The 20,444-nt window shown below is 47.1% G+C and carries 20 protein-coding genes; 6 read left to right on the top strand and 14 right to left on the bottom strand.

Annotated elements, in window-relative coordinates; genetic code table 11:
* Window positions 1–103: 103 nt before the first annotated feature.
* From IRJ16_RS12795 to IRJ16_RS12780, 4 genes are all read right to left on the bottom strand, one after another.
* Entirely contained in the window at window positions 104–1,357 is a 1,254-nt protein-coding gene (locus tag IRJ16_RS12795; protein ID WP_194111988.1) for an aspartate kinase, read from the bottom strand.
* Window positions 1,358–2,158, bottom strand: a complete 801-nt coding sequence (locus tag IRJ16_RS12790) for a DUF3298 and DUF4163 domain-containing protein (RefSeq protein ID WP_194111987.1) — start codon at window positions 2,156–2,158, stop codon at window positions 1,358–1,360.
* A 51-nt stretch (window positions 2,159–2,209) separates the two neighbouring features.
* Window positions 2,210–2,680 carry a GNAT family N-acetyltransferase gene (locus IRJ16_RS12785; protein WP_194111986.1) on the bottom strand — a complete coding sequence of 157 codons (471 nt, stop codon included), beginning with the start codon at window positions 2,678–2,680 and terminating at the stop codon, window positions 2,210–2,212.
* 66 nt (window positions 2,681–2,746) lie between these two features.
* Window positions 2,747–3,439 carry a YggS family pyridoxal phosphate-dependent enzyme gene (locus tag IRJ16_RS12780; RefSeq protein WP_194111985.1) on the bottom strand — a complete coding sequence of 231 codons (693 nt, stop codon included), beginning with the start codon at window positions 3,437–3,439 and terminating at the stop codon, window positions 2,747–2,749.
* A gap of 42 nt (window positions 3,440–3,481) precedes the next feature.
* On the opposite strand from IRJ16_RS12780, the gene IRJ16_RS12775 reads away from it, so the two are divergent.
* The 4 genes from IRJ16_RS12775 to IRJ16_RS12760 all read left to right on the top strand — a co-directional run bounded on the left by IRJ16_RS12775 (window position 3,482) and on the right by IRJ16_RS12760 (window position 7,207).
* On the top strand, window positions 3,482–3,892 hold the full coding sequence (locus tag IRJ16_RS12775) for a DUF4296 domain-containing protein (RefSeq protein ID WP_194111984.1): 411 nt from the start codon (window positions 3,482–3,484) through the stop codon (window positions 3,890–3,892).
* Entirely contained in the window at window positions 3,873–6,233 is a 2,361-nt protein-coding gene (locus tag IRJ16_RS12770; RefSeq protein WP_194111983.1) for an endonuclease MutS2, read from the top strand. Before IRJ16_RS12775 ends, IRJ16_RS12770 begins: the two co-directional genes overlap by 20 nt.
* 150 nt (window positions 6,234–6,383) lie before the next feature.
* Complete coding sequence (locus tag IRJ16_RS12765; RefSeq protein ID WP_194111982.1) at window positions 6,384–6,698, top strand: ArsR/SmtB family transcription factor; 315 nt, start codon at window positions 6,384–6,386, stop codon at window positions 6,696–6,698.
* Between the two features lie 14 nt (window positions 6,699–6,712).
* The gene (locus tag IRJ16_RS12760) at window positions 6,713–7,207 is read left to right on the top strand and encodes an SRPBCC family protein (protein WP_194111981.1); all 495 of its coding nucleotides are present in this window, start codon (window positions 6,713–6,715) and stop codon (window positions 7,205–7,207) included.
* Between the two features lie 89 nt (window positions 7,208–7,296).
* Here IRJ16_RS12760 and IRJ16_RS12755 read toward each other — a convergent pair whose 3' ends face one another.
* Complete coding sequence (locus IRJ16_RS12755; RefSeq protein ID WP_228080097.1) at window positions 7,297–7,674, bottom strand: winged helix-turn-helix transcriptional regulator; 378 nt, start codon at window positions 7,672–7,674, stop codon at window positions 7,297–7,299.
* Between the two features lie 114 nt (window positions 7,675–7,788).
* On the opposite strand from IRJ16_RS12755, the gene IRJ16_RS12750 reads away from it, so the two are divergent.
* Window positions 7,789–8,391 carry an FMN-dependent NADH-azoreductase gene (locus tag IRJ16_RS12750; protein WP_194111980.1) on the top strand — a complete coding sequence of 201 codons (603 nt, stop codon included), beginning with the start codon at window positions 7,789–7,791 and terminating at the stop codon, window positions 8,389–8,391.
* Between the two features lie 590 nt (window positions 8,392–8,981).
* The gene (locus tag IRJ16_RS12745) at window positions 8,982–10,049 is read left to right on the top strand and encodes an SGNH/GDSL hydrolase family protein (protein WP_194111979.1); all 1,068 of its coding nucleotides are present in this window, start codon (window positions 8,982–8,984) and stop codon (window positions 10,047–10,049) included.
* A 340-nt stretch (window positions 10,050–10,389) separates the two neighbouring features.
* Here the strand turns inward: IRJ16_RS12745 and IRJ16_RS12740 are convergent, their stop codons facing one another.
* From IRJ16_RS12740 to IRJ16_RS12700, 9 genes are all read right to left on the bottom strand, one after another.
* On the bottom strand, window positions 10,390–10,998 hold the full coding sequence (locus IRJ16_RS12740) for a PAS domain-containing protein (protein ID WP_194111978.1): 609 nt from the start codon (window positions 10,996–10,998) through the stop codon (window positions 10,390–10,392).
* Between the two features lie 107 nt (window positions 10,999–11,105).
* A complete protein-coding gene (locus tag IRJ16_RS12735) occupies window positions 11,106–11,627 on the bottom strand; it encodes a hypothetical protein (RefSeq protein WP_194111977.1) in 522 nt (173 codons plus the stop codon).
* A 498-nt stretch (window positions 11,628–12,125) separates the two neighbouring features.
* Window positions 12,126–14,138, bottom strand: coding sequence for an NAD-dependent DNA ligase LigA (gene ligA / locus IRJ16_RS12730; protein WP_194111976.1), 2,013 nt, complete (start codon window positions 14,136–14,138; stop codon window positions 12,126–12,128).
* Window positions 14,139–14,401: 263 nt separating this feature from the next.
* Window positions 14,402–15,916, bottom strand: a complete 1,515-nt coding sequence (locus IRJ16_RS12725; protein WP_194111975.1) for a TlpA family protein disulfide reductase — start codon at window positions 15,914–15,916, stop codon at window positions 14,402–14,404.
* 312 nt (window positions 15,917–16,228) lie between these two features.
* Window positions 16,229–17,395, bottom strand: a complete 1,167-nt coding sequence (gene dnaJ / locus IRJ16_RS12720; protein ID WP_194111974.1) for a molecular chaperone DnaJ — start codon at window positions 17,393–17,395, stop codon at window positions 16,229–16,231.
* Window positions 17,396–17,514: 119 nt separating this feature from the next.
* A complete protein-coding gene (locus IRJ16_RS12715; protein ID WP_228080095.1) occupies window positions 17,515–18,117 on the bottom strand; it encodes a nucleotide exchange factor GrpE in 603 nt (200 codons plus the stop codon).
* 237 nt (window positions 18,118–18,354) lie between these two features.
* Window positions 18,355–19,038, bottom strand: a complete 684-nt coding sequence (locus IRJ16_RS12710; protein ID WP_194111973.1) for a cell division ATP-binding protein FtsE — start codon at window positions 19,036–19,038, stop codon at window positions 18,355–18,357.
* A 4-nt stretch (window positions 19,039–19,042) separates the two neighbouring features.
* Window positions 19,043–19,246: a fructose-6-phosphate aldolase gene (locus IRJ16_RS12705; RefSeq protein WP_194111972.1), complete on the bottom strand. Its 204-nt coding sequence runs from the start codon at window positions 19,244–19,246 to the stop codon at window positions 19,043–19,045.
* Window positions 19,247–19,401: 155 nt separating this feature from the next.
* Entirely contained in the window at window positions 19,402–20,427 is a 1,026-nt protein-coding gene (locus IRJ16_RS12700; RefSeq protein WP_194111971.1) for an acyl-CoA reductase, read from the bottom strand.
* Window positions 20,428–20,444: the final 17 nt, after the last annotated feature.

The raw sequence follows: 20,444 nt of genomic DNA, 5'->3' as shown, positions 1-20,444 counted from the left end.
CAAAATGATTTCGCTGATCATCGAGATTGCATCATACTCAAATATCAAAATTTGCTATGATCAGCGAAATCAACTAAATCATTCTGATCAGCGTTTCAGACAGCTACCTCACCACTACCTGCACTGTATTCCTACTGGTTTGCTCTAACAATACTCTTTTATCACCAACAACTTCCAGCAAAGCGTCGCGGTCGTAATGGCGTAGGGTGTAAAGGGTAAGTTCGTTATTGTATTTTACTTTAAAGTCCTCTTTCAAATCGCAAAGCAAAGCATCAAATTTCTCTTCCTCCAAGCCGAAGCAAACGCTGAAGCTTAAGGCCGATGTTTGCATGATGTTGATATGCACATGGTGCTTGGCGAACAAACGGAAGATATCGCCCAAATGATCCTCGGATATAAACGAGTGATCTTTAGCTGATACCGATAGTAAGGTTTGGTCTTGCTTAACAATGATCACCGGCTTTATATACTTCACGTGCGCGTGTTCTTTGATCACCGTGCCCGGCTCTTCGGGGTGCTTGAACGACTTTACATAAAGCGGGATACCCGCGTTCTGTAATGGCTTGATGGTTTTCGGGTGGATCACTGTTGCGCCATAGTAAGTCATCTCGATAGCTTCGTTATAGGTCAGTTCATCAAATTTGACGGTGTCGTTAAACAGCTTCGGGTCGGCGTTCAGTATCCCCGGGACATCTTTCCAAGTTGTTACCGACTTAGCGCCTAAACAAGCCGCGAACACGGCCGCGGTATAATCCGACCCTTCACGGCCTAATGTGGTGGTGAAATTCTCCGACGTACCGCCGATGAATCCCTGCGTGATCACCACTTGCTTTTGAAGCAAAGCGGGGATATCCTTTTGGATGCATTCACGGCTTTTCTCCATGTCTATAACGCCTTCGCGATAAGTATTGTCGGTCAGGATGTAACCACGGGCATCTAACCAGGTACTGTTGATGCCATAATGTGTTAAATAAGCATTAACGATGCGGGTTGCCGCCAACTCTCCTATGGAGACGATCTGGTCGTAGATGAAATCGTAACTATCCTGCGGTTCATCTTCCAGCATCCATTCTATCTCCACAAAGGTGTTGTTCAGTTGCACATGAACGTCGTCCTCACCATTGAAGAGTTTGGTGGCGATATCATAATGAAAATGCTTGATCTCGTCAAAGATGCTGTGCATATCGTGGTCGCCGTTCACGTAGGCGCGGGTCAGTTTTTCTAAGGCATTGGTGGTTTTGCCCATGGCCGATACCACCACCAGCAAAGGCTGATCACATTGTTGAACGATATTTGCGAGGTTGATCACCCCTTTGGCATCCTTTACCGATGCCCCTCCGAATTTGTAGACCAGCATTTAATGTATGTATTGTGACACGACCGTGTTGGGCTTCAACAGCGGTTTTATTTGATCGTAAGGTATAAAAAGTTCTGTCTGCCCGGCAGCGTAGGGCTTAATTTCGTATTCGTTATACAGGAAACGCAGGCCCGTAGGCGTGATCATGAAATTATCGGGCAAAGCAAATACGTCGTTAGTGAAAAAGTAATTGTCCTTAAGCGATTGGGTTGGTGTCAGTTTCTCTTGCTTGCGGAAAATGCTCTGCGCAACCGAGTCGAGGCCCTTGTTTGCACCGTCAGTTAAAAGGTCAGTTAAGGCAATGTAACGTTTAGCCTCTGTATCCCAATTAATAAACATGGTTAAACTACTGCCGTGCGCCCCTCCCTGAAAGCTGTAGCCGGACAAGGTAGTAGTTAGCAGCGCCGAATCCTGGCGTGTTACTATTAGCTTCGTTTCCAGCGTATAGCTGATCTTGCTGTTACGGTTCACCATATCTGTTTGGTAAGCCTTGATGAATTTTTCGGCAAAAGCATTTAAATTAGTATCAGGCGTATTATTCACCGTGAATAAGGTAGCTGCGCGGTGCCTAATGGTGTCATTCAACGTAGGTTGACCCTCAAAAACCGGATATTCGATACTGATGACCGTGCAATTGCTATCGGCTTTATCGCCGCAGTCGGGTGCTCGGTGTTTAAAGGTGGTATATTGATAGTGCAAAGTATCGCTTGTGATATCAGGTTCCGACTTTTTTTGGGCTTCCCAAAGGCAACCGGTGCTCAGCATCAAACAAGCAGCAAATAAAAAGAATAGGTATCTCATAGCTTCAGTATTTATCTACTGTAATACACTCACAGGCTCTTTTTGTTGCCGTTAGGCTTTATATGCCGCTAATTGCTCTTTCGATAAAGATGCGTTCAACCAACCCGGCTCGATAGCCGCCTCGTACATGTTGTAGAATTTAATGGCCGGCTCGTTCCAGTCCAGTACCTGCCAGGTCATGCCGTTAAAGCCCAATTCGTAAGCCTCCTGCACCATGCGGTTGAACAATAGTTTACCCGCTCCCTTGCCACGATAAGCCTCGGTCACGATCAGGTCTTCCAAATATAACCGCTGACCTTTCCAGGTAGAGTAGCGCACATAATAAAGCGCCATACCAATGATAATGCCGTCATCCTCGGCCACATAGGTCTTCCAAACCGGTTTAGGGCCAAAGCCGGCCTCCTCAAACTCGGTCAGGGTAACGGTGACCTGCTCTGGCGCGCGCTCAAATAAGGCTAACTCATGGATCAGTTCCATTAATCGCGGGCAATCTTCTTTTTTGGCTACTCGTAAATTTATCATGGATCAGAATTTTCAGAATTGTTAAATTTTCAGGATGTGGTTCAAATAGGTTATTCTGTTAATTCTCTAATTCAGTAAATTCTGATCCGGATATTGTCTTGCTCCAAATATAGTGCTGCCTATGCGTACCATAGTGCTGTTCTGCTCTATAGCGATATGGTAATCGCTGGACATGCCCATCGACAGTTCATCAAAACTATCCTCCTTACGGAAATAGCTTTGCTTGATGCCGTCGAAGAAGGTATCTAACTCGTAAAACTCTTCTTTGATCTGTTTTTCGTTATCGGTATTGGTGGCTATGCCCATCAATCCGCGTATGCGGATGTTCTTTAGTTCGGCAAATTCATCGCTCCGTAACAGTTCGATCGCCTCATCAAAGCTGAGGCCGTATTTGGTCTCTTCATCGGCAATGTAGATCTGTAGCAGGCAGTCGATAACGCGGTCAGCTTTGATAGCTTGCTTATTGATCTCCTGCAATAATTTGATACTATCTACCGAATGGATCATGCTGATGAACGGCGCAATGTATTTTACTTTATTAGTTTGCAGGTGACCGATCAGGTGCCACTCAATGTCCTTAGGCAGTGCCTCGTGTTTTTCAACCAATTCCTGTACCTGGTTCTCACCAAAAATACGCTGACCTGCATCGTAGGCTTCCATAATGTCCTGGTTAGGTTTGGTTTTTGATACAACCACCAACGTTACATTATTTTGGTCGGTTTCCTTTTTAATAGCTATAAGATTATCTGCAATACTCATTTATCCGTAATTTTGCCCGGTTTAACGCCGCTAAATTACAAAATGCGCATACAGTATAAGTTGTTTTTTTTAGCGATGCTTGTTTTAGCATCGTGCACCGAAGGTGAAAAAGTGCCTGCCGATCTTATCGATGAGGAGCGCATGACCGTTCTGCTGGCCAATGTGCATGTCATAGACGGCGACCTGGTGACCACGCCGCAACAGGGCGATAGTCTGTTCAGGTATGGTATGGGCTATTATGTGGAGATGTTCAGGAAACATAATACCGACACCGCCAAATTTCGTAAAAGCTTTGAATGGTATATAAAACATCCGATACAGCTGAACAAAATGTACGACAACGTGATCAAGATACTCGAGAAGAAAACCGACTCGTTAAATAAGATACCATCTTCGTCGGCTGATCCGGCGCGAGATACTGCTAAATTAAATAATGCTGTACCCGTTAAATAGTGCCGATAAATTAGGTTTTACCGATGTCAAGTCGCTGATCAGTGCCCATTGCTTAAGCGAAATGGGCCGCGAGATGGTGGCCAAGATACAGGTGATGAACAATGGGGAGCTGATCCGCAAGTTCCTGAGTCAGGCCGCCGAATTTAAGACCATCCTGCAGCATGACTCGGCTTTGCCGATCAATCAATTGTTCGATATTAAGGTATTGGCTAATAAAGCACGTATAGAAGGCACTTTCCTTACTGAGGACGAGTTCTACCGCGTGCAGGCATCGCTGACCACGGTGTACGCAGTGATCGCCTATTTTAACGAGCGCGAAGGCCAATACCCTAATCTGGAAGCCCTTTTTGAGCATCTGCCGATAGAGAAAGCTATCCTGAAAAAGATAGATTTGGTGATCGATGCCAAAGGCAAGATCAGGCCGAACGCGTCGCGGGAGTTGCAGGAGATAACATCCGGTATTGCCAAAGCCGAACAGGAAGCCCGCCGTAAAATAGACCAGATCTTCAAAGCCGCCGGCAGCAGTGGCTGGACGGCAGATGGTTCGCTGACCATCCGTGATGGCCGCCTGTGTATCCCATTATTGGCTGAAAATAAGCGTAAACTGAAAGGCTTTATCCATGACGAATCAGCCTCGGGGCAGACCGTTTATATGGAACCTGAAGAGGTATTTGCCCTGAACAATAAAGTGCGCGACCTTGAATTTGAGCGCCGTCGCGAGATAGTGAAGATACTGACCACGCTGACAGATGAATTGCGCCCTTATGTGCCGCTTTTATTGTCATACCATGGCTTACTTACTAAGCTGGACTTTGTGCGTGCTAAGGCTTTATTTGCCATTGATATTGAAGGTGAGTTGCCGCAGTTGAGCAACGATGCTACCATCAAACTGATCAATGCCCGCCACCCGTTACTGTATTTGAGTTTTAAAAAGGAACACAAAACGGTAGTGCCGTTGAACGTGCAGATAGATGAAGGCACACGTGTAGTGGTAGTGTCCGGACCTAACGCCGGTGGCAAGTCTGTATGTATGAAGACGGTAGGTTTGCTGCAAATGATGGTGCAGGCCGGTCTGCTGATCCCTGCTGATGAAAGCAGTACGGTAGGGGTGTTCCGCCAGTTGTTTGTTGATATTGGCGATGACCAAAGCATTGAAAGTGACCTAAGTACTTACAGTGCTCACCTGAGCAAGATGAAGCATTTTGTAGAGAACGCCAACGGCAAAACGCTGATCCTGATAGATGAGTTCGGTACCGGTACCGACCCCCAATTTGGCGGGCCGATAGCCGAAGCCGTACTTGAATCCCTCAATCACAAAAAGGTAAAGGGCATGGTGACCACGCACTACAGCAACCTGAAGATATTTGCCAGTAACACAGACGGTTTAGAAAATGCATCGATGCTGTTCGATAATCAGCAAATGAAACCGATGTACATGCTGGAGGTTGGTAAGCCGGGCAGCAGCTACGCTTTTGAGATAGCCCAAAAGATAGGTCTGCCGCAAAATGTGCTTAACCTGGCTAAAAATAAGATCAGCATCGGTCAAAAAAAGGTTGATACCCTGTTAGTTGATTTGGAGCGCGAGAAGAAAGAGATATTTGATACCAAACTGCAACTGGATAAGCAGCAACGTCGTGTCAATACCCTGCTTACCGAGAACGAGCAACTGAAAAAATATCTGGAAGAGAACCAGAACGCCCTGATCCGCGATGCTAAGCAGCAGGCTAAGAGTATTATTTTAGATGCGAACAGGCTGGTAGAGAATACCATATCCGAGATCAAGAGCAATCAGGCCGATAAAGAAAAGACCAAGGAACTACGCGAGAACCTGAATAAGGCCGCGCAAAAAAATACCGTCAAAACTGCCGAGGCCGCTAAGCCGGTTGTAGACGAAGAAATTAAGATCGGCGATTGGGTAAAACTCACCGATTCGGACACGACAGGGCAAGTGATGGAGATCGTAAAAGATAACGTGATCCTGGCTATTGGTGAGCTGCGTACCGTAGTGAAGAAGAAGCGGGTGCAAAAGGTGTCCAAGAAAGAAGTGCCTAAAGAAATGCGCCGCAGCAACCTGTCCAATACGTCAGATGTGGCCAACTTTAGTCCCGAGATAGATGTGCGCGGTATGCGTGGCGAGGAAGCCCTGTACGCCATAGAAAAAGTGTTAGACCGTGCCATTATGATGGGTTTCGGCAACCTGAAAGTGCTGCACGGTAAAGGCGACGGTATCCTCCGCAAGCTGATCCGTGGCTACCTGAAAAAGTATGAGCAAGTCAGCCATATGGAAGACGAACACCTGGACAGGGGCGGTGACGGCATCACTTATGTGTATCTGAAATAGCTTGGCGCTTGGCAAAAAGCGTTTGAAAAGCGTGTGAATTTTGACGTTTGAAGTTGAAATTCACGCGCTTTTTTCGCATTTGTAATTAAAATAAAATTTGCGCAACCAAATGGTTGCGTTTATATTTGCAACTGAATGGTTGCAAATAATATGAACACCGCAAAACGCGATATCTTCCAGGCCGTAGCCGATCCTACCCGCCGGGCCATCCTTACCCTGCTGGCTTTACAAGTAATGACACCCAATGCCCTGGCCGAGCATTTCAACATGTCGCGGCAGGCGGTATCCAAACACATTGGGGTGCTGGCCCAAGCCCATGCCGTGAAGTTAGAATATCGAGGGCGCGAGATCCATTATCACATCAACGCCAAAAAGATGCAGGAGATAGACCAATGGATGGCCACCTTCCGCAACCTGTGGGACGACAAGTTCGGTCAGTTAGATGAGGTATTAAAAGACATATAAACCAATTATAGCTTATGATAACACAAACAGAGGTCACCAAAGATCTGCCCAACAAAAAACTGACCGTGGTACGCGGCTTCGCTGCCCCGATTGAAAAGGTATGGCGTGCCTGGACCGAGGCCGACATCCTGGATAAATGGTGGGCACCACGCCCGTACCGTGCCGAGACAAGGGAACTGAACTTTACCGAGGGTGGACTATGGCGATATGCCATGGTGGGGCCGGAGGGTGTGGGCAACTATTGCGAGGGGACATTCGGCTCTATCAAACAAGGGCGCAGTTTTAGCTACAGCGTTAAATTTACCGATGCGGACTGGAACGAGGATACCAGTTTCCCGGTGATGAATTTTCTGATAGAGTTCGAATCAGCCGAGGGAGGCACCAACGTTACCACCACGCTAACTTTCGACGAGGAAGCCGATCTGCAAAGGATATTAGAATTAGGCTTTGCCGAAGGTTTCACCATGGCACACGGCAATCTGGACGAGTTGCTTGCGGAAGTGGTCTGAGGATATACGAACGGGAGACGCAAGGTATTGCGTCTCTACAATGAAATTTACGTAGAGCCACGATACCTCGTGCTTTCGTAGTTTAAATTTCACGCCCCTCTCCGCATGCTTTCTTTGATCTTTTCGCGGTGGTGTTCGCCCCAGGCGCTTAGTTCGCCTAATACGCTTTTTAGAGAGTGGGCATAGTCGGTGGCCTCGTAAATGATGCTGACCGGCGTGGTGGAGTACACCGTGCGGGTAATGAAGCCGTTCAACTCCAGGTCCTTTAACTCTTTGGCTAATATCTTGGCCGATATGCCGGTCACATCGGCTTGTATCTCGTTGAAGCGCTTGGGCGATCGCATCAGGTACAGGATCAGGGCCAGCTTCCATTTGCCATTGAGTACATATAGCGCGTCCAACACGTTCTTAAGCGAGTTGCTGCATTCGGCATGACTGGGCAGGCTGTTGTTCACGATCATCTTCATGATGCAAATATACTTACTTACCTAAAGGTTAGCGCTTTCCTTTAGGTAAGTAGGGGTGCAGGCACCTCCAGCCGCCATAGCTTTGCTTGCATTAATTGATCAAAGCAAATTGTTATGAAAAAGATCCTTCATTTAAAGTCGAGCATAATGGGAACAGAGTCGTACAGTGTTAAGCTGGGCGATGCCATTGTAGCACAGATAGAAGCTAAATACCCGGGCAGTACAGTAGAAGAGGTAGACCTGAACACCATCGACATTCCGCACCTGACACCCGAGACCCTGCAAACTTTTTTCACCCCCGGCGATCAGCTGACCGACGAGCAAAAGTCGGCCATTCGTTTTTCTAACCAGGCGGTGGACCAGCTGCTGTCTGCCGATATTATTGTGATCGGCGCGCCGCTGTATAATTTTACCATCCCGTCTACCCTGAAAGCTTGGATAGACCATATCACCCGTGCCGGCGTGACCTTTGGATACGGTGAGACAGGGCCGGTGGGTAAAGTTTTGGGCAAGAAGGTTTATGTGGCCATGTCGTCGGGCGGTATCTATTCAGAAGGGCCGGGTAAGGAGAATGATTTTGTGGCACCATACCTGCAGCGTTTCCTTGGTCTGCTGGGTATGACGGATGTGACCGTCTTCCGTGCCGAAGGGCTGAAAGTACCGGATGTTAAAGAGCAGGCCATGGAGCGGGCGTTGGATAGTATCGCGATAGATTAAATTAGGTTAAACCTTTACAGAGCCACGATGCGTCGTGGCTTTTTTGTTTCTCTGAACCGTTGATATTCGCTGATGCTAATAATCCCACTGATGGACGAGATCTGTAAACACTCCAATGGACAAAATTAAGGAGTATCGACTTTTTTAGGACATGACTCTTGTCGATCAGCGAAATCAAAGAAATCATTCAGATCAGCGGTTCAGACAACACAGACCGCTTCAACCTAAACCCGAGCGTCGGGAAAGCTTTTGCGAAGGGCGGGCTACGTGCGATGGGGCAAAACTTGGACATAGAACGGGGCTGCCGGTAAAGATGGAACGCCGGAGCGTTGGTTTTCTGATGGTTTTTCGATTACCTCCTTGTGGACCACTACCCACATCTTGGAGCTGATATTCTATGCGCCGTTAGGTGCAATATATCGGTAGGAAATATCAGTTAAGAAGATAAGCATGCCGTAGGTATGCAACATTCAGTTTGGCACCTACGGAGCCGTTTCGACTATTTTGGTTTTTTTTGCTACCGATATTAAACCCCTAACGGGGTTACTGAGAGAATATCCTCTATATTTAACCATACCACATCGTCGCCCATGAAAAAACTGTTACTCCTCTTCACGTTCCTCACCCTTGCCCAATTCACCTTTGCCCAGCAGATCAAATTTAACGATAGTCGGGTACGCTACATGGGGCGTATCGGTATGACAGATTCTGCGGCGGTGCTGCCATGGTCGGGGTCGTCGGTGAAGGTGAATTTTGAGGGGACTGGGATCAGTTTCGCTACGCTCGACGAGAAGGCTGATAATTATGTGCTTCAGATATTAGATGGCAAGATGCATGGGATCATTCATGATGCTAAACCAAACAAAATCACCACAACCATCAGTGGATTGACCAAAGGCAAACACACGCTCCAATTATTCAAACGTACCGAGTGGACCATGGGTAAGGTTTTCTTTTACGGGTTTGATGTGGAAGGCGGCAAGATGCTGGCGGCACCTAAGCCGGCCAAACGCAGGATGGAATTTTACGGCAACTCTATCACCTGTGGTTATGCTGTGTTGGACACTACGGGTAAAGACCGCGGCACCAGCCCGTATGAAGATCATTACCAAAGCTATGCGGCCATTACGGCCCGGCACTTTAATGCCGACTATAACTGTATAGCCCGCAGCGGGATAGGTATCCTGATCAGCTGGTTTCCGCAGACAATGCCCGAGATGTATGACCTGCTTGACCCTACCGACCCCAAAAGTAAATGGGACTTTAAACGCTATACACCTGATCTGGTGGTGGTGAACTTGTTCCAGAACGACTCGTGGTTGGTGAATATGAAAGATCACGAGCAGTTTAAGGCCAAGTTTGGCACAACGCCGCCGCCGGCTGCCATAATAATATCCTATTATCAGGACTTTATACGGTCGGTGCGTGGCAAATACCCTAAGGCGCAGATCATTTGCGCATTGGGCAATATGGATGCTACTAAGGCCGGGTCGCCATGGCCGAAATATATCGCACAAGCGGTGGAAGGTTTAAAAGACCAGCGTATTTACACCCACATGTTCGCTTATAAAAATACCAGCGGGCACCCGAATGCAAAGGAGCAGCAGGCCATGGCCGAAAGCCTGATCGCGTTTATTGATAAAAAGGTAAAATGGTAAGGGTAGAGGTGTAAGATGTTAAGCCTGTATTATCTTTATTTTTTAGGACACAAAATTTGGTTTTTATACACCAATTAGCTATATTTACATCAGCCAATTATACCTTTGTCATGAGAAGCGCTAAACTACCTTGACAATGGAAAATGCTTCTCCCTTATTTGTCGTCGAAGAAAAGTTTTGCTCGTGCGGAGGAAAACGATCGGATATGCAGCGCATACACCGTAACTTTTTGATGAAAACATTTTTATTCTTTCTGCCTATCAAACGCTATAAGTGTATGCGTTGCAGGCGTAACAAATGGGTGTTGGAATAACGCGCTATTTACTGCCGGCAAAGCGGCTTAATTAGTTTTTTGTACAATGCCATATATGGCGTCGTCCAGTTCGGCGGCGCTTTGCAATAGCATTTTACAGATATTGGTCATGTTTTGGTCCAGATCCATCTTACTGAGGATACCTACCAGCCCTATAATATTTGCCAAGGGCTTGCGTATAATGTGGGATTGCTCCCAGCCGATCTGCTCCAGCATATCATTTTTGTGTTTGATCTGAGATATAGCAACCTCTAATTGCTCGTTAGCGGCTACATATTTTGTAATATCGTAGCCAAGGCAAAATAAACCGGCAGGCGCTCCGTGCTCATCAAACATAGCCCGGTACTCCCATTGGGTATTGATGTAACCACCTTTGCCATTGTGTTTGCGTATAGTGGCGGGGAAAGAGCGATCTGGCGATGCGAAACATTTAGCTGCGGTCTGTTCGCAAACCTTCATATCGTCGGGGTGCATGGTAATGTAGTAAGGCTTACCCACCATATCGGCATCAATATGGCTAAATGCGCGGGCATAATTGCCGTTCACATAACTGTAATTACCATCCATTGCTGTGGTAATGATATAGTAGAACTGCGAGTTATCGAGTAGTTTTTTTATTTGTTCAAATTGTTCCATAAGGTAGGGTTGTGGCGCTTATTGGGTGTAAGTAGACAGCGTCGTTGGTAACTGGTACCTATAGTCGGGGCATTTAGCATGTCCCGGCTATTGGTATCAGCGTATAGCTATTTTAAAAATTCGTCCGGGTTCTCTCCCGACTCTGTTGCGTCGCTGCCATGGTCGGGTTGCGGATCGCCAAGGCCGGGTTCCTCGTAAGCGGTATCGGGAGCGCCTGCGGGCGGGTTATCGTTAGGCTCTTCTACGGGAGCAGGCGCGTCGGTTTGTTCGGCCGGCTCTTCTACATTGGTATCCTCACCCACTTTTTGCTGCTCGGGGTCTTCTTGCGGGCCGGGGACTTTTGGGTCGCCATGGGCGCTGTCATAGTCAGCTTCGCCTTGCTGGCTTTCGGCTTTAAAATTATTATTGGCGGTATCCTCGTCGGATGGTGCGGTACGGGCAAAATACGGGTTGGCGTAACCCGCGTTCTGCGATGGATTGGCCTTGTCGTCGCCCATGGGTGTGGCTTTGCCGTCCTCGCCAAACTGATGGCCGCCCATTCCTTCGCCCTCCATGGCTTTATGCTTAACATTTGCCGACGGCTGATCGTTCTGCTCGTTCTGCAGGTTGCTTTCTTCGGTATATGACATGATGTTTTGCTTTAGTTTATAATAGATAAAGCAAGGGGAGGAGGAATTGTTTGTGACCCCTGAAGGTTTGTTATGGGTTATGATGCCGTCGGCGCCGTTTATAGCTGTGAAGCTATAAGAGACCACTCTTTGAAATTACTGAAATATCTAATTTGTCATTGCTGCGAGGAGCGGAGTGCGAGGTTGTGCGGAAGGGCGACGCGGCAGTCCCCGAGGATATTTCGACTACGCGAACTATCTATGCATTGTCGTTACTTGTCTTCTGAGATCGCTGCGCTACGCTGCCCATGACACGTTGTTCGAAAAATGCTTTAAAGTCTCGCTTCCCCTCTTGAGAGGGGTCGGGGGTGTGTTCAGTTTGCAAGGTCTGCGATAACACACCCCAATGAAAGTTTGTGCTTTATAATAATTTAGTGCGTCCCCTCTCGAGAGGGGAGACTTAGGGTTGTCATTGTACTTTCAAAGTCCCTTCGGGAATCTATAAACTTGCAATGACAATTATTTTATCATTGCCATCAACTCCGCATCACTAATGATCGGGATGTTCAACTTATTAGCCTTTTCTAACTTGGCCGGGCCCATATTATCGCCCGCTACCAGGTAATTTAACTTGGCTGATATACTGCTCAGGATCTTGCCGCCATTGGCTTCGATAATGTCCTTCAGCTCATCGCGCGACATTTCGAACGTGCCGGAAATGATGAACGTTTTGCCGGACAGTTTATCGCTGGCTAACTCGATCGTCTTTTCTTCGGCAACCAATTGCAGACCTGCGGCACGGAGTTTCTCGATCTGTTCGCGGTGCTGCGTGTCGCTAAAGTATTCGGTAAGGCTTTGAGCTATGCGTTCGCCGATCTCGTCGGTCGCGGTCAGTTCTTCTAAACTTGCTGCCATCAACGCGTCGATATTTTTAAAGTGCATGGCCAGTTTTTTGGCGACGGTAGCGCCAACGTAGCGGATACCCAAGCCGAACAGTACACGCTCAAAAGGCATCTGTTTAGACTTTTCGATACCGTCGAGCATGTTGTTGATGGATTGCTCGCCAAAGCGGTCCATCTGTTTAAGATCAGCAATGTGGGTATGCAGATCGTAAATATCACTGATATGGCGGATGAATTTGCGGTTGTACAGGGTGTTGATAGTCTCGTCGCCAAGGCCGTCGATATCCATTGCTTTGCGACCAATAAAGTGCTGCATCTTGCCCGTGATCTGCGGGGCGCAACCTTCGTCGTTAGGGCAATACCAGGCTGCTTCGCCTTCTTTGCGTTCTAACAAAGTATCGCAAACGGGGCAATGGGTAAGGTATTTAATAGCCTTGGCATCCGGTTTACGTTTATCTAAATTAACGCTGATGATCTTGGGGATGATCTCGCCTCCTTTTTCTACATACACGGTATCATGCTCGTGCAGTTTAAGGCGTTCGGTAATCTCGTCGGCATTGTGCAGGGTGGCGCGTTTTACGGTAGTGCCTGCCAGCAGCACCGGCTTAAGGTTAGCCACAGGCGTAACCGCGCCGGTACGACCGACTTGATAAGTTACCTCCAACAGTTCGGTCTCTACACGCTCGGCTTTGTATTTGTAAGAGATAGCCCAACGTGGTGATTTAGCCGTGAAACCCAGTTCTTGCTGTTGCGCGTAACTGTTCACCTTTATAACAATGCCGTCTATATCGTAACTTAAATTATACCGTTCGGTATCCCAGTGGTTAATAAACTCTAAAACCTCATCAATGGTCTTGCAAAGTTTGCTATCGTCATTAATATGAAAGCCCCAGCTTTTTACAGCTTGCAGGCTTTCCCAATGGGTCTTAAATAATTGTTTTTCGGTATACAGGCCATAAAGGAAACAATCCAGCGGGCGCTTGGCCACCTCGGTGCTGTCCTGTAGTTTCACTGTGCCCGAGGCAAAGTTGCGCGGGTTGGCGTAAGGCACTTCGCCGTTCTCTATGCGCTCGTTGTTCAACCGCTCAAAAGCTTTGCGGTGCATAAATACCTCGCCGCGTATCTCAAATTCATCGGGATAACCGGCGTGTTTTAATTTCTTGGGAACATTGTGTATGGTGCGGATATTACTGGTCACATCGTCGCCCTGTACGCCGTCGCCACGGGTAACGGCGCGTAAAAGCTGGCCCGTTTTGTAGGTCAGGCTCATGCTCAAACCGTCGAACTTTAGCTCTACCACATATTCAAAATTATCACCAATAGACTTGCGCACCCGCTGATCGAACTCCACCAATTCCTGCGGACTATAAGTGTTCCCCAACGATAGCATAGGCCACCTGTGCCGCACGTTCTGGAATTCCTTGGTCACCTCGCCGCCAACTTTTTGGGTAGGCGAGTCGGGCGACAAATACTCAGGGAATTGCTGCTCTAAGCCGGCCAGTTCGGCCAGTTTATGGTCAAAGTCAATATCGGCTATGGTAGGCATAGCCAGCACATAATAATTGTAGTTATGCTGCCTTAATTCGGCCGAAAGTTCCTCGATACGTTGTTGCGCTTTTTCTGGTGACATGGTGACGAAGATAGGGAGTTAAGTAGGAAGTCAAAAGTAAGAAGTCAAAAGTCAAAAATAAAGGCCATGTGATAGGCAGTTCCTCGGTAAAAACGGAACGGCCGCAGATCTTCTCTAAAAAGCGGAATAAATACGCAGAGAAGGAAATATGTTTTACGCCTTGGATATTCCTAAAAAACTCCACGGGGGCTCTACGCTTACCTTCTTAGGATAACGAAACCGTTGGGGCCGCTTTTGTGGCGGAGTTGTGAAAGGCTATTCAATTACAACTGTTCGAATATTTTATGGTCGGACATGATCATGTGGCCCGACTCGACAATCACACCTTTTTTATTGATCAGGATACTATAAGGGATGCCACCTCGAACCAGCCCTTTCCAAACGCTGTTGGTCAACTTAACGTCGGTAAAATAGTTATCGGCCGCTTCAATATGAAATTGGCGTATCATCTCTTGCCACTTTTGCCCGGTCTCTCCCATGCAGATAAAAACAAAGTCGACATTTTTTCCCTTAAAGCGTTCCATCATGGCGCTTTTTTTAGGTAGTTCTTTAACACAAGGCGGGCACCAGGTGCCCCAAAGGTAAAGGTAGATGACTTTGCCTTGGTGCTTTTGCAATATCGGCTGGATAAAAGCTTTCGCTGCCGTATCCAATCCGCCTAAAGTCTTGGCCGACGCTATTTCCGGCTGCTCTTTGTTCTCTTTTACTGCGGCGTAATTCTTTAACAATGGCTCCCTGATAAATGGTATGTTGATGGTAGAATCGAATAGCGGCCTGTTTTCCTCAAATTCCTTCAACAAATTATTATTTATGAGATACTCAAAGAATTTGCCGGCACGTACTTGCCTGATACGATCATCGCCACTCGACGCGATCATTACTTCTATTGCCCTGTGGACAGACTTGCTATCGAACCTACTGCCAGAGAGTGCTTGTTCCGCTTTTTGTGGGATACCAGTTATAGTGAGATCAGTCATTTTGCTGTTGTCTGTCGCCGACTTTTTTGCAACAGGTAGTTGCGTATGTATAGCCATATCATAACTCTCGGAGTAAAAGACATTTGAATTAACGATCTTTTGGATCTCGTCGTCGGCAGGAAGGTAGGCTTGTAGACTGTCGGCATTGTATTGAGCGATTTTCTTTGCACGCTTATACCGAAAGTGCCGCCAGGTAAATTCGCTAACAGTATTTATATAGTTGACTCTTAAATAATTGGCGGTCCAATCTTTAAACTCGTCATTCGGGTCGTGTTCGTTGATGAATTCTTGACGTTTGCGCATCAGGTCGGCATATAGGGCATCATTGGCTATTTTGTATTCCTTTAACAACATGATGTTAAAATTTTTCAGATCGTCGTTATCATTGACAACGTAGTTGCCATTGATGTACTGATAAAGATCGGTATTGGTCTTTTCGGCATCGCCAGAAAATTTCACGTTCCCGATATCGGCAAAGTCGATATCGATATGGATACTATCTCCGGGATGGGCGATCAGCACGCCAACCATCGGTTCTAACGTTACATCCTGGGCTATGTATTGCGTAAAACGGATCTTGAACGAGCCATCCTTCTTAATATCGGCGGTGTAGTTTGATGTGCCGCCGCCATAATCCTTAACAGATAGCGTCATGGAGCGGTAGCGTGGGTAAACCTGCAAGTTTGTAACCCGGCCTTCGATCAGCGTTTGCTTACCTTGTCCATCATTTTGTCGACGCTGACAAGCGTTCATTAGTAAAGCAAGGAATAACAGCAACAGGTTACGGATCTTTGGCGACATGGTGATAAGCTTATTAATGAGGCAAGATAAGAAAAGACCCGATCAAACTAATAAAATAGTTTTAAATTAAGCATTGTTATTTACTGTCGATCGTTGCCAAAGATAGAACTCGCAAGCCTAACGTCGCCCGGCGCACATCGCCGGCCTCCGCTCGCTTTGTACAGCAGCAGTGGTATGGTGTTAGTGGCTACTTTATCGCATAGAGAAGGTTCTTCGTTCCTTAGAATGACAAAAGTCTATAAGCAGAACGGCCCAAAGTTTTCACTTCGGGCCGTCAATTATTTTCTACCTCCCCTTTAGGGGCCAGGGGCTCTATTCAAAATATTCCTTCATCCGCTCAAAGAAACTTTTTTCGTTCTTGCCCGGGTTGGGTTTAAAGTTGGGTGAGTCTTGTAGTTTTTCTAATATTTCGCGCTCTTCGCGGTTAAGGGCTTTTGGGGTCCAGATATTCACGTGCACTAATTGGTCGCCGCGGTTGTAAGAGTTTACCTCGGGTACGCCTTTGCCTTTTAAGCGCAGGATACGGCCACCTTGTGTGCCTGGTTCTATCTTGATCTTGGCTTTACCATCAATGGTAGGTACCTCTACACTGGTACCTAAGGCCGCGTCAATAAAGCTAATATGCATATCGTAGATCACATTATGGCCATCGCGCTTTAAGGTCTCGTGCAGGGTTTCCTCGATCAGGATGATCAGATCTCCCGGTACACCACCGCGTGGGGCAGCATTACCTTTGCCGCTCATGCTCAGTTGCATGCCTTCGCTTACACCGGCAGGGATATTAATGGTGATCGTTTCTTCACCTCTAACAATACCGTCGCCGTGGCACGATGTACATTTATTGGTGATCTGCGTGCCTTCGCCGTTACAGGTAGGGCAAGTGCTGGTGGTTTGCATTTGGCCCAATATGGTATTGGTCACCCTGCGTACCGAACCCTGTCCGCCACAAGTTTTACAGGTTTGGAAAGATGCTTTATCCTTCGCGCCGCTGCCATCGCAGGTTTTACAGACGATCTGTTTGTTTACCTTGATCTTCTTTTCGGTACCGTTAGCTATCTCCTCTAAAGTCAGTTTTACTTTGATACGCAGGTTGGTGCCACGGGCAACCCTGCGGCCACCACCCTGACGGCCACCGCCGCCGCCGAAGAAACCTTCGAACGGGCTGCCGCCGCCACCGCCAAATATATCGCCGAACTGACTGAATATGTCGTTCATATCCATGCCGCCGCCGCCGTAACCACCGGCCGCCGAACCGGCATTGGCCGAATGACCGAACTGATCGTAACGCTGACGTTTCTCAGGGCTGCTCAATACCTCGTAAGCCTCGGCCGCTTCTTTAAAGCTTTCTTCGGCTTCCTTATCGCCCGGGTTCTTATCCGGGTGATACTTAATGGCCATCTTACGGTAAGCCTTCTTCACCTCCTCGGCCGAAGCGCCCCGGGCAACGCCCAATACGTCGTAATAATCTCTTTTTGACATCTTCTTTATCTGTGATCGGTGGTCGGTTAACCAGTGACCAGTGAGCAGTTAACCAGTCTTAACAACTGGATACAGTCACCGGTCCCGATCAACTGATCACCGATTAACTTATCACTGAATTACGCTCCTACTATCACCTTAGCAAAGCGTACTACCTTATCGTTCAGGTAATAGCCTTTTTCCATCTGGTCTATCACCTTGCCTTTCATATCATCTGTTGGGGCAGGGATGCTGGTAATGGCTTCGTGAATATCCGCATCAAATGGCTGACCAACGGCTTCCATTTCAGTTAAACCTTTTTGGCCTAAAATATTTTTGATCTTATGCTGAACCAGCGCCACACCTTCTTTCACGGCATTAACATCGGTAGAGTTCTCCATGGCTTTGGCGGCACGCTCAAAATCGTCCAGCACGGGCAGCATAGCTACCACCATTTCTTTACCGGCGGTCTTTAACAACTCGGTACGCTCTTCGCGGGTGCGGCGACGGAAGTTGTCGAACTCGGCATATAAGCGTAAATATTTATCATTAGCCTGGGCCAATTCGTCTTTCAACTTATCTTCGGCACTCGGACCAGCCGCAACCTCAGGAGTTTCGGTCTCTGTCTCAGTTTCGGGCGTATCATCACCTGTCAAAGTATCTTCTGCTGACACTTCTTCAGGAAGATCGTGAAGTTCCTGATCTTCCGTCTTCTTTTTTTTAAGCATATCTTTAAAATTCATTAGCGGGTAGTGCAAAACAAGTATCCTGCCAAGTGGCGGTTTGCGCCATCATGTCAGTGCAGTGAAATATTTTTGCAGATGATGGCAGTTGGGTACTGTCGTTTTAGCCAAAAGTCTTAAGTCAGAAGTCCCAAGTCTTGAGTCCAAAGTCTTGAGTAAGAAGTTCTAAGTTAGAAGGGGATGCCATGATCAAATAATTTTGACTTCTGACTTAAGACTTCCAACTCCAGACTTAAACTACGCTATCTGCACATCCTCCAAAACCTTACCGGTCTCGCATTTAATAATGCGCGACGGGAACGTGCGGATGATATGATAATCGTGCGTGGCAATGAGTACCGCCGTGCCTGATTGACTAATCTGTTTCAGCAGCATCACGATTTCTTCAGACGTATCCGGATCAAGGTTACCGGTAGGTTCGTCGGCCAGGATGATCTCGGGGTCATTGATCAGCGCACGGGCAATAACCACACGTTGCTGCTCGCCGCCGGATAGCTCGTGCGGCATCTTTTTAACTTTAGAGCGCAGTCCAACTTTCTCTAACACGTCAAGCGTACGCTCGGTGATCAGGTTCTTGTCGGTCCAGCCGGTGGCCTGCATCACAAAACGCAGGTTATCTTCGATAGAGCGATCTGTCAATAACTGAAAATCCTGAAAAACGATCCCCAGTTTACGGCGCAGAAATGGCACGTCCTTTTGGGTCAGCTTTTTAAGATCGTACCCGCCGGCATGGCCTTCGCCATTGGTGATATTGATGTCGCCATAAATTACCTTCAGCAAACTGCTTTTGCCAGATCCGGTCGCACCGATCAGCCAAACAAAATCGCCTTTATCAATATGCAGGTTAACGTTACTCAGTACCAGGTGCTTCTCCTGAAAAATATCCGCTCCCTGCAATTTTATAATGGTATTCCCTATCATGGTATTATAGCTCCAATTTTAATATCTGCCCAAAAGGCAATTCGTTCACCAGACCCATTATCTGGTCTTTTTTATCACCCAGGCCTACTTTATCCAAATGTTTCTCGGGCCTGTCTACCCTAAAATAAGCCAGCAGCGTAAACTTATCGTCGCGCAGCTGCACATAGTCGGGTATCTTGGCAACGCCTTTAACTTTTATTATATACATTTCTTTGAGGCTGAAGGTTAAGGCGAAAGGTTAAAGGTTAAAGGCGAAAGGTCTTTATCAACCAATATGCCTAATATATGTTTATCGCAAGCAATAAACCTTTAACCTTTCGCCTTTTACCTTTCACCTCCCAGAAAACCAAAGGTATCGTTATTTTAAAGATCTGCCAAAAAATCCATGGTATCAATTCCGTCGGCGTAGTCCCATAGCGCGGGGTGTTGGCTTTGGCCGAAAGTGACCACTTGGTTGGGTACTTGCAATGGTACATTGGTTACGATGCATTGGATATTGTCGCTATCGCGCAGCAATAATTCGGTAATGGCCTGCTCGTCTTTGTAGTATTCAAAATAAACTACCGCTAAAGGCGATGCCATACGTTCATCCTCTTTCACCAGCAAAAAGCCGTTATCGAGGTGTTTGTCACCATTCACTAGGTAGATGGATTTATTGTAGTCGTAATTGTTATTGTACTTATGGTGATGGATGATGGCTTTCTGATCTTCTATCGACTCGAAAAAATGATTAAAGTTATATCCTTCCGGCACCAACAATTTAGATACATTACGACAGCCCAATCCGTAAAAGTCAAAGATATCGTGGCCTAATCGACTTAATTCTTCCGACGATTCATTACCGGTCAGCACGGCTACGCTATTACGGTTTTTGCGGATAATGTTAGGCACCTTACCAAAGTAATAGTCAAAGTAGCGCGATGAGTTATTACTGCCGGTGGCGATAACGGCGTCGAAATCGGTCAGGCGTTCGATGAAAGAAAATTGATCCGCAAAGGCAGGTTCAATATCCACCAATAATTTTAACACTTGTTTTATCAACCGCGCGTCTTGTGTAGATGCTTTGATGAGTGCATGATGCCCGCTCGCTAAAACCGACAAAACATCGTGCAGACCTACCAATGGAATATTACCAGCCAAAATAAGTCCTACCTTTTTGGGTTCGCGGCCTGATAGTTGCAGGTATTTGCTTAACCAGGTGTCGATATCCGTTTCGTTAAGGGCTTCGCCCCACGCGGTGATGGCCGAGGTGACACTATCCGGGGTGAACCATGCGTTATAGTGTTGTTCGGTCTGGATGATGTGTTGCACATCGCCTTGTGGTTCACTTAGTTGTTGTCCAAGTTTAGCTAAGGCGCTCGCGATATGGTCTTTTTGTAATTTTGACATATTGATGGTGAGGTTTT

The organism is Mucilaginibacter myungsuensis (assembly GCF_015222005.1).
In the GTDB taxonomy this organism is placed as follows: domain Bacteria; phylum Bacteroidota; class Bacteroidia; order Sphingobacteriales; family Sphingobacteriaceae; genus Mucilaginibacter; species Mucilaginibacter myungsuensis.
This window is presented reverse-complemented; position numbering and strand designations above follow the sequence as displayed.

What these genes read in the sequence shown, in the direction of transcription:
- IRJ16_RS12795 (WP_194111988.1), bottom strand. Translation starts at nt 1,357, where the DNA reads ATGCTGGTCTACAAATTCGGAGGGGCATCGGTAAAGGATGCCAAAGGG.
- IRJ16_RS12790 (WP_194111987.1), bottom strand. Translation starts at nt 2,158, where the DNA reads ATGAGATACCTATTCTTTTTATTTGCTGCTTGTTTGATGCTGAGCACC.
- IRJ16_RS12785 (WP_194111986.1), bottom strand. Translation starts at nt 2,680, where the DNA reads ATGATAAATTTACGAGTAGCCAAAAAAGAAGATTGCCCGCGATTAATG.
- IRJ16_RS12780 (WP_194111985.1), bottom strand. Translation starts at nt 3,439, where the DNA reads ATGAGTATTGCAGATAATCTTATAGCTATTAAAAAGGAAACCGACCAA.
- IRJ16_RS12775 (WP_194111984.1), top strand. Translation starts at nt 3,482, where the DNA reads ATGCGCATACAGTATAAGTTGTTTTTTTTAGCGATGCTTGTTTTAGCA.
- IRJ16_RS12770 (WP_194111983.1), top strand. Translation starts at nt 3,873, where the DNA reads ATGCTGTACCCGTTAAATAGTGCCGATAAATTAGGTTTTACCGATGTC.
- IRJ16_RS12765 (WP_194111982.1), top strand. Translation starts at nt 6,384, where the DNA reads ATGAACACCGCAAAACGCGATATCTTCCAGGCCGTAGCCGATCCTACC.
- IRJ16_RS12760 (WP_194111981.1), top strand. Translation starts at nt 6,713, where the DNA reads ATGATAACACAAACAGAGGTCACCAAAGATCTGCCCAACAAAAAACTG.
- IRJ16_RS12755 (WP_228080097.1), bottom strand. Translation starts at nt 7,674, where the DNA reads ATGAAGATGATCGTGAACAACAGCCTGCCCAGTCATGCCGAATGCAGC.
- IRJ16_RS12750 (WP_194111980.1), top strand. Translation starts at nt 7,789, where the DNA reads ATGAAAAAGATCCTTCATTTAAAGTCGAGCATAATGGGAACAGAGTCG.
- IRJ16_RS12745 (WP_194111979.1), top strand. Translation starts at nt 8,982, where the DNA reads ATGAAAAAACTGTTACTCCTCTTCACGTTCCTCACCCTTGCCCAATTC.
- IRJ16_RS12740 (WP_194111978.1), bottom strand. Translation starts at nt 10,998, where the DNA reads ATGGAACAATTTGAACAAATAAAAAAACTACTCGATAACTCGCAGTTC.
- IRJ16_RS12735 (WP_194111977.1), bottom strand. Translation starts at nt 11,627, where the DNA reads ATGTCATATACCGAAGAAAGCAACCTGCAGAACGAGCAGAACGATCAG.
- ligA (WP_194111976.1), bottom strand. Translation starts at nt 14,138, where the DNA reads ATGTCACCAGAAAAAGCGCAACAACGTATCGAGGAACTTTCGGCCGAA.
- IRJ16_RS12725 (WP_194111975.1), bottom strand. Translation starts at nt 15,916, where the DNA reads ATGTCGCCAAAGATCCGTAACCTGTTGCTGTTATTCCTTGCTTTACTA.
- dnaJ (WP_194111974.1), bottom strand. Translation starts at nt 17,395, where the DNA reads ATGTCAAAAAGAGATTATTACGACGTATTGGGCGTTGCCCGGGGCGCT.
- IRJ16_RS12715 (WP_228080095.1), bottom strand. Translation starts at nt 18,117, where the DNA reads ATGAATTTTAAAGATATGCTTAAAAAAAAGAAGACGGAAGATCAGGAA.
- IRJ16_RS12710 (WP_194111973.1), bottom strand. Translation starts at nt 19,038, where the DNA reads ATGATAGGGAATACCATTATAAAATTGCAGGGAGCGGATATTTTTCAG.
- IRJ16_RS12705 (WP_194111972.1), bottom strand. Translation starts at nt 19,246, where the DNA reads ATGTATATAATAAAAGTTAAAGGCGTTGCCAAGATACCCGACTATGTG.
- IRJ16_RS12700 (WP_194111971.1), bottom strand. Translation starts at nt 20,427, where the DNA reads ATGTCAAAATTACAAAAAGACCATATCGCGAGCGCCTTAGCTAAACTT.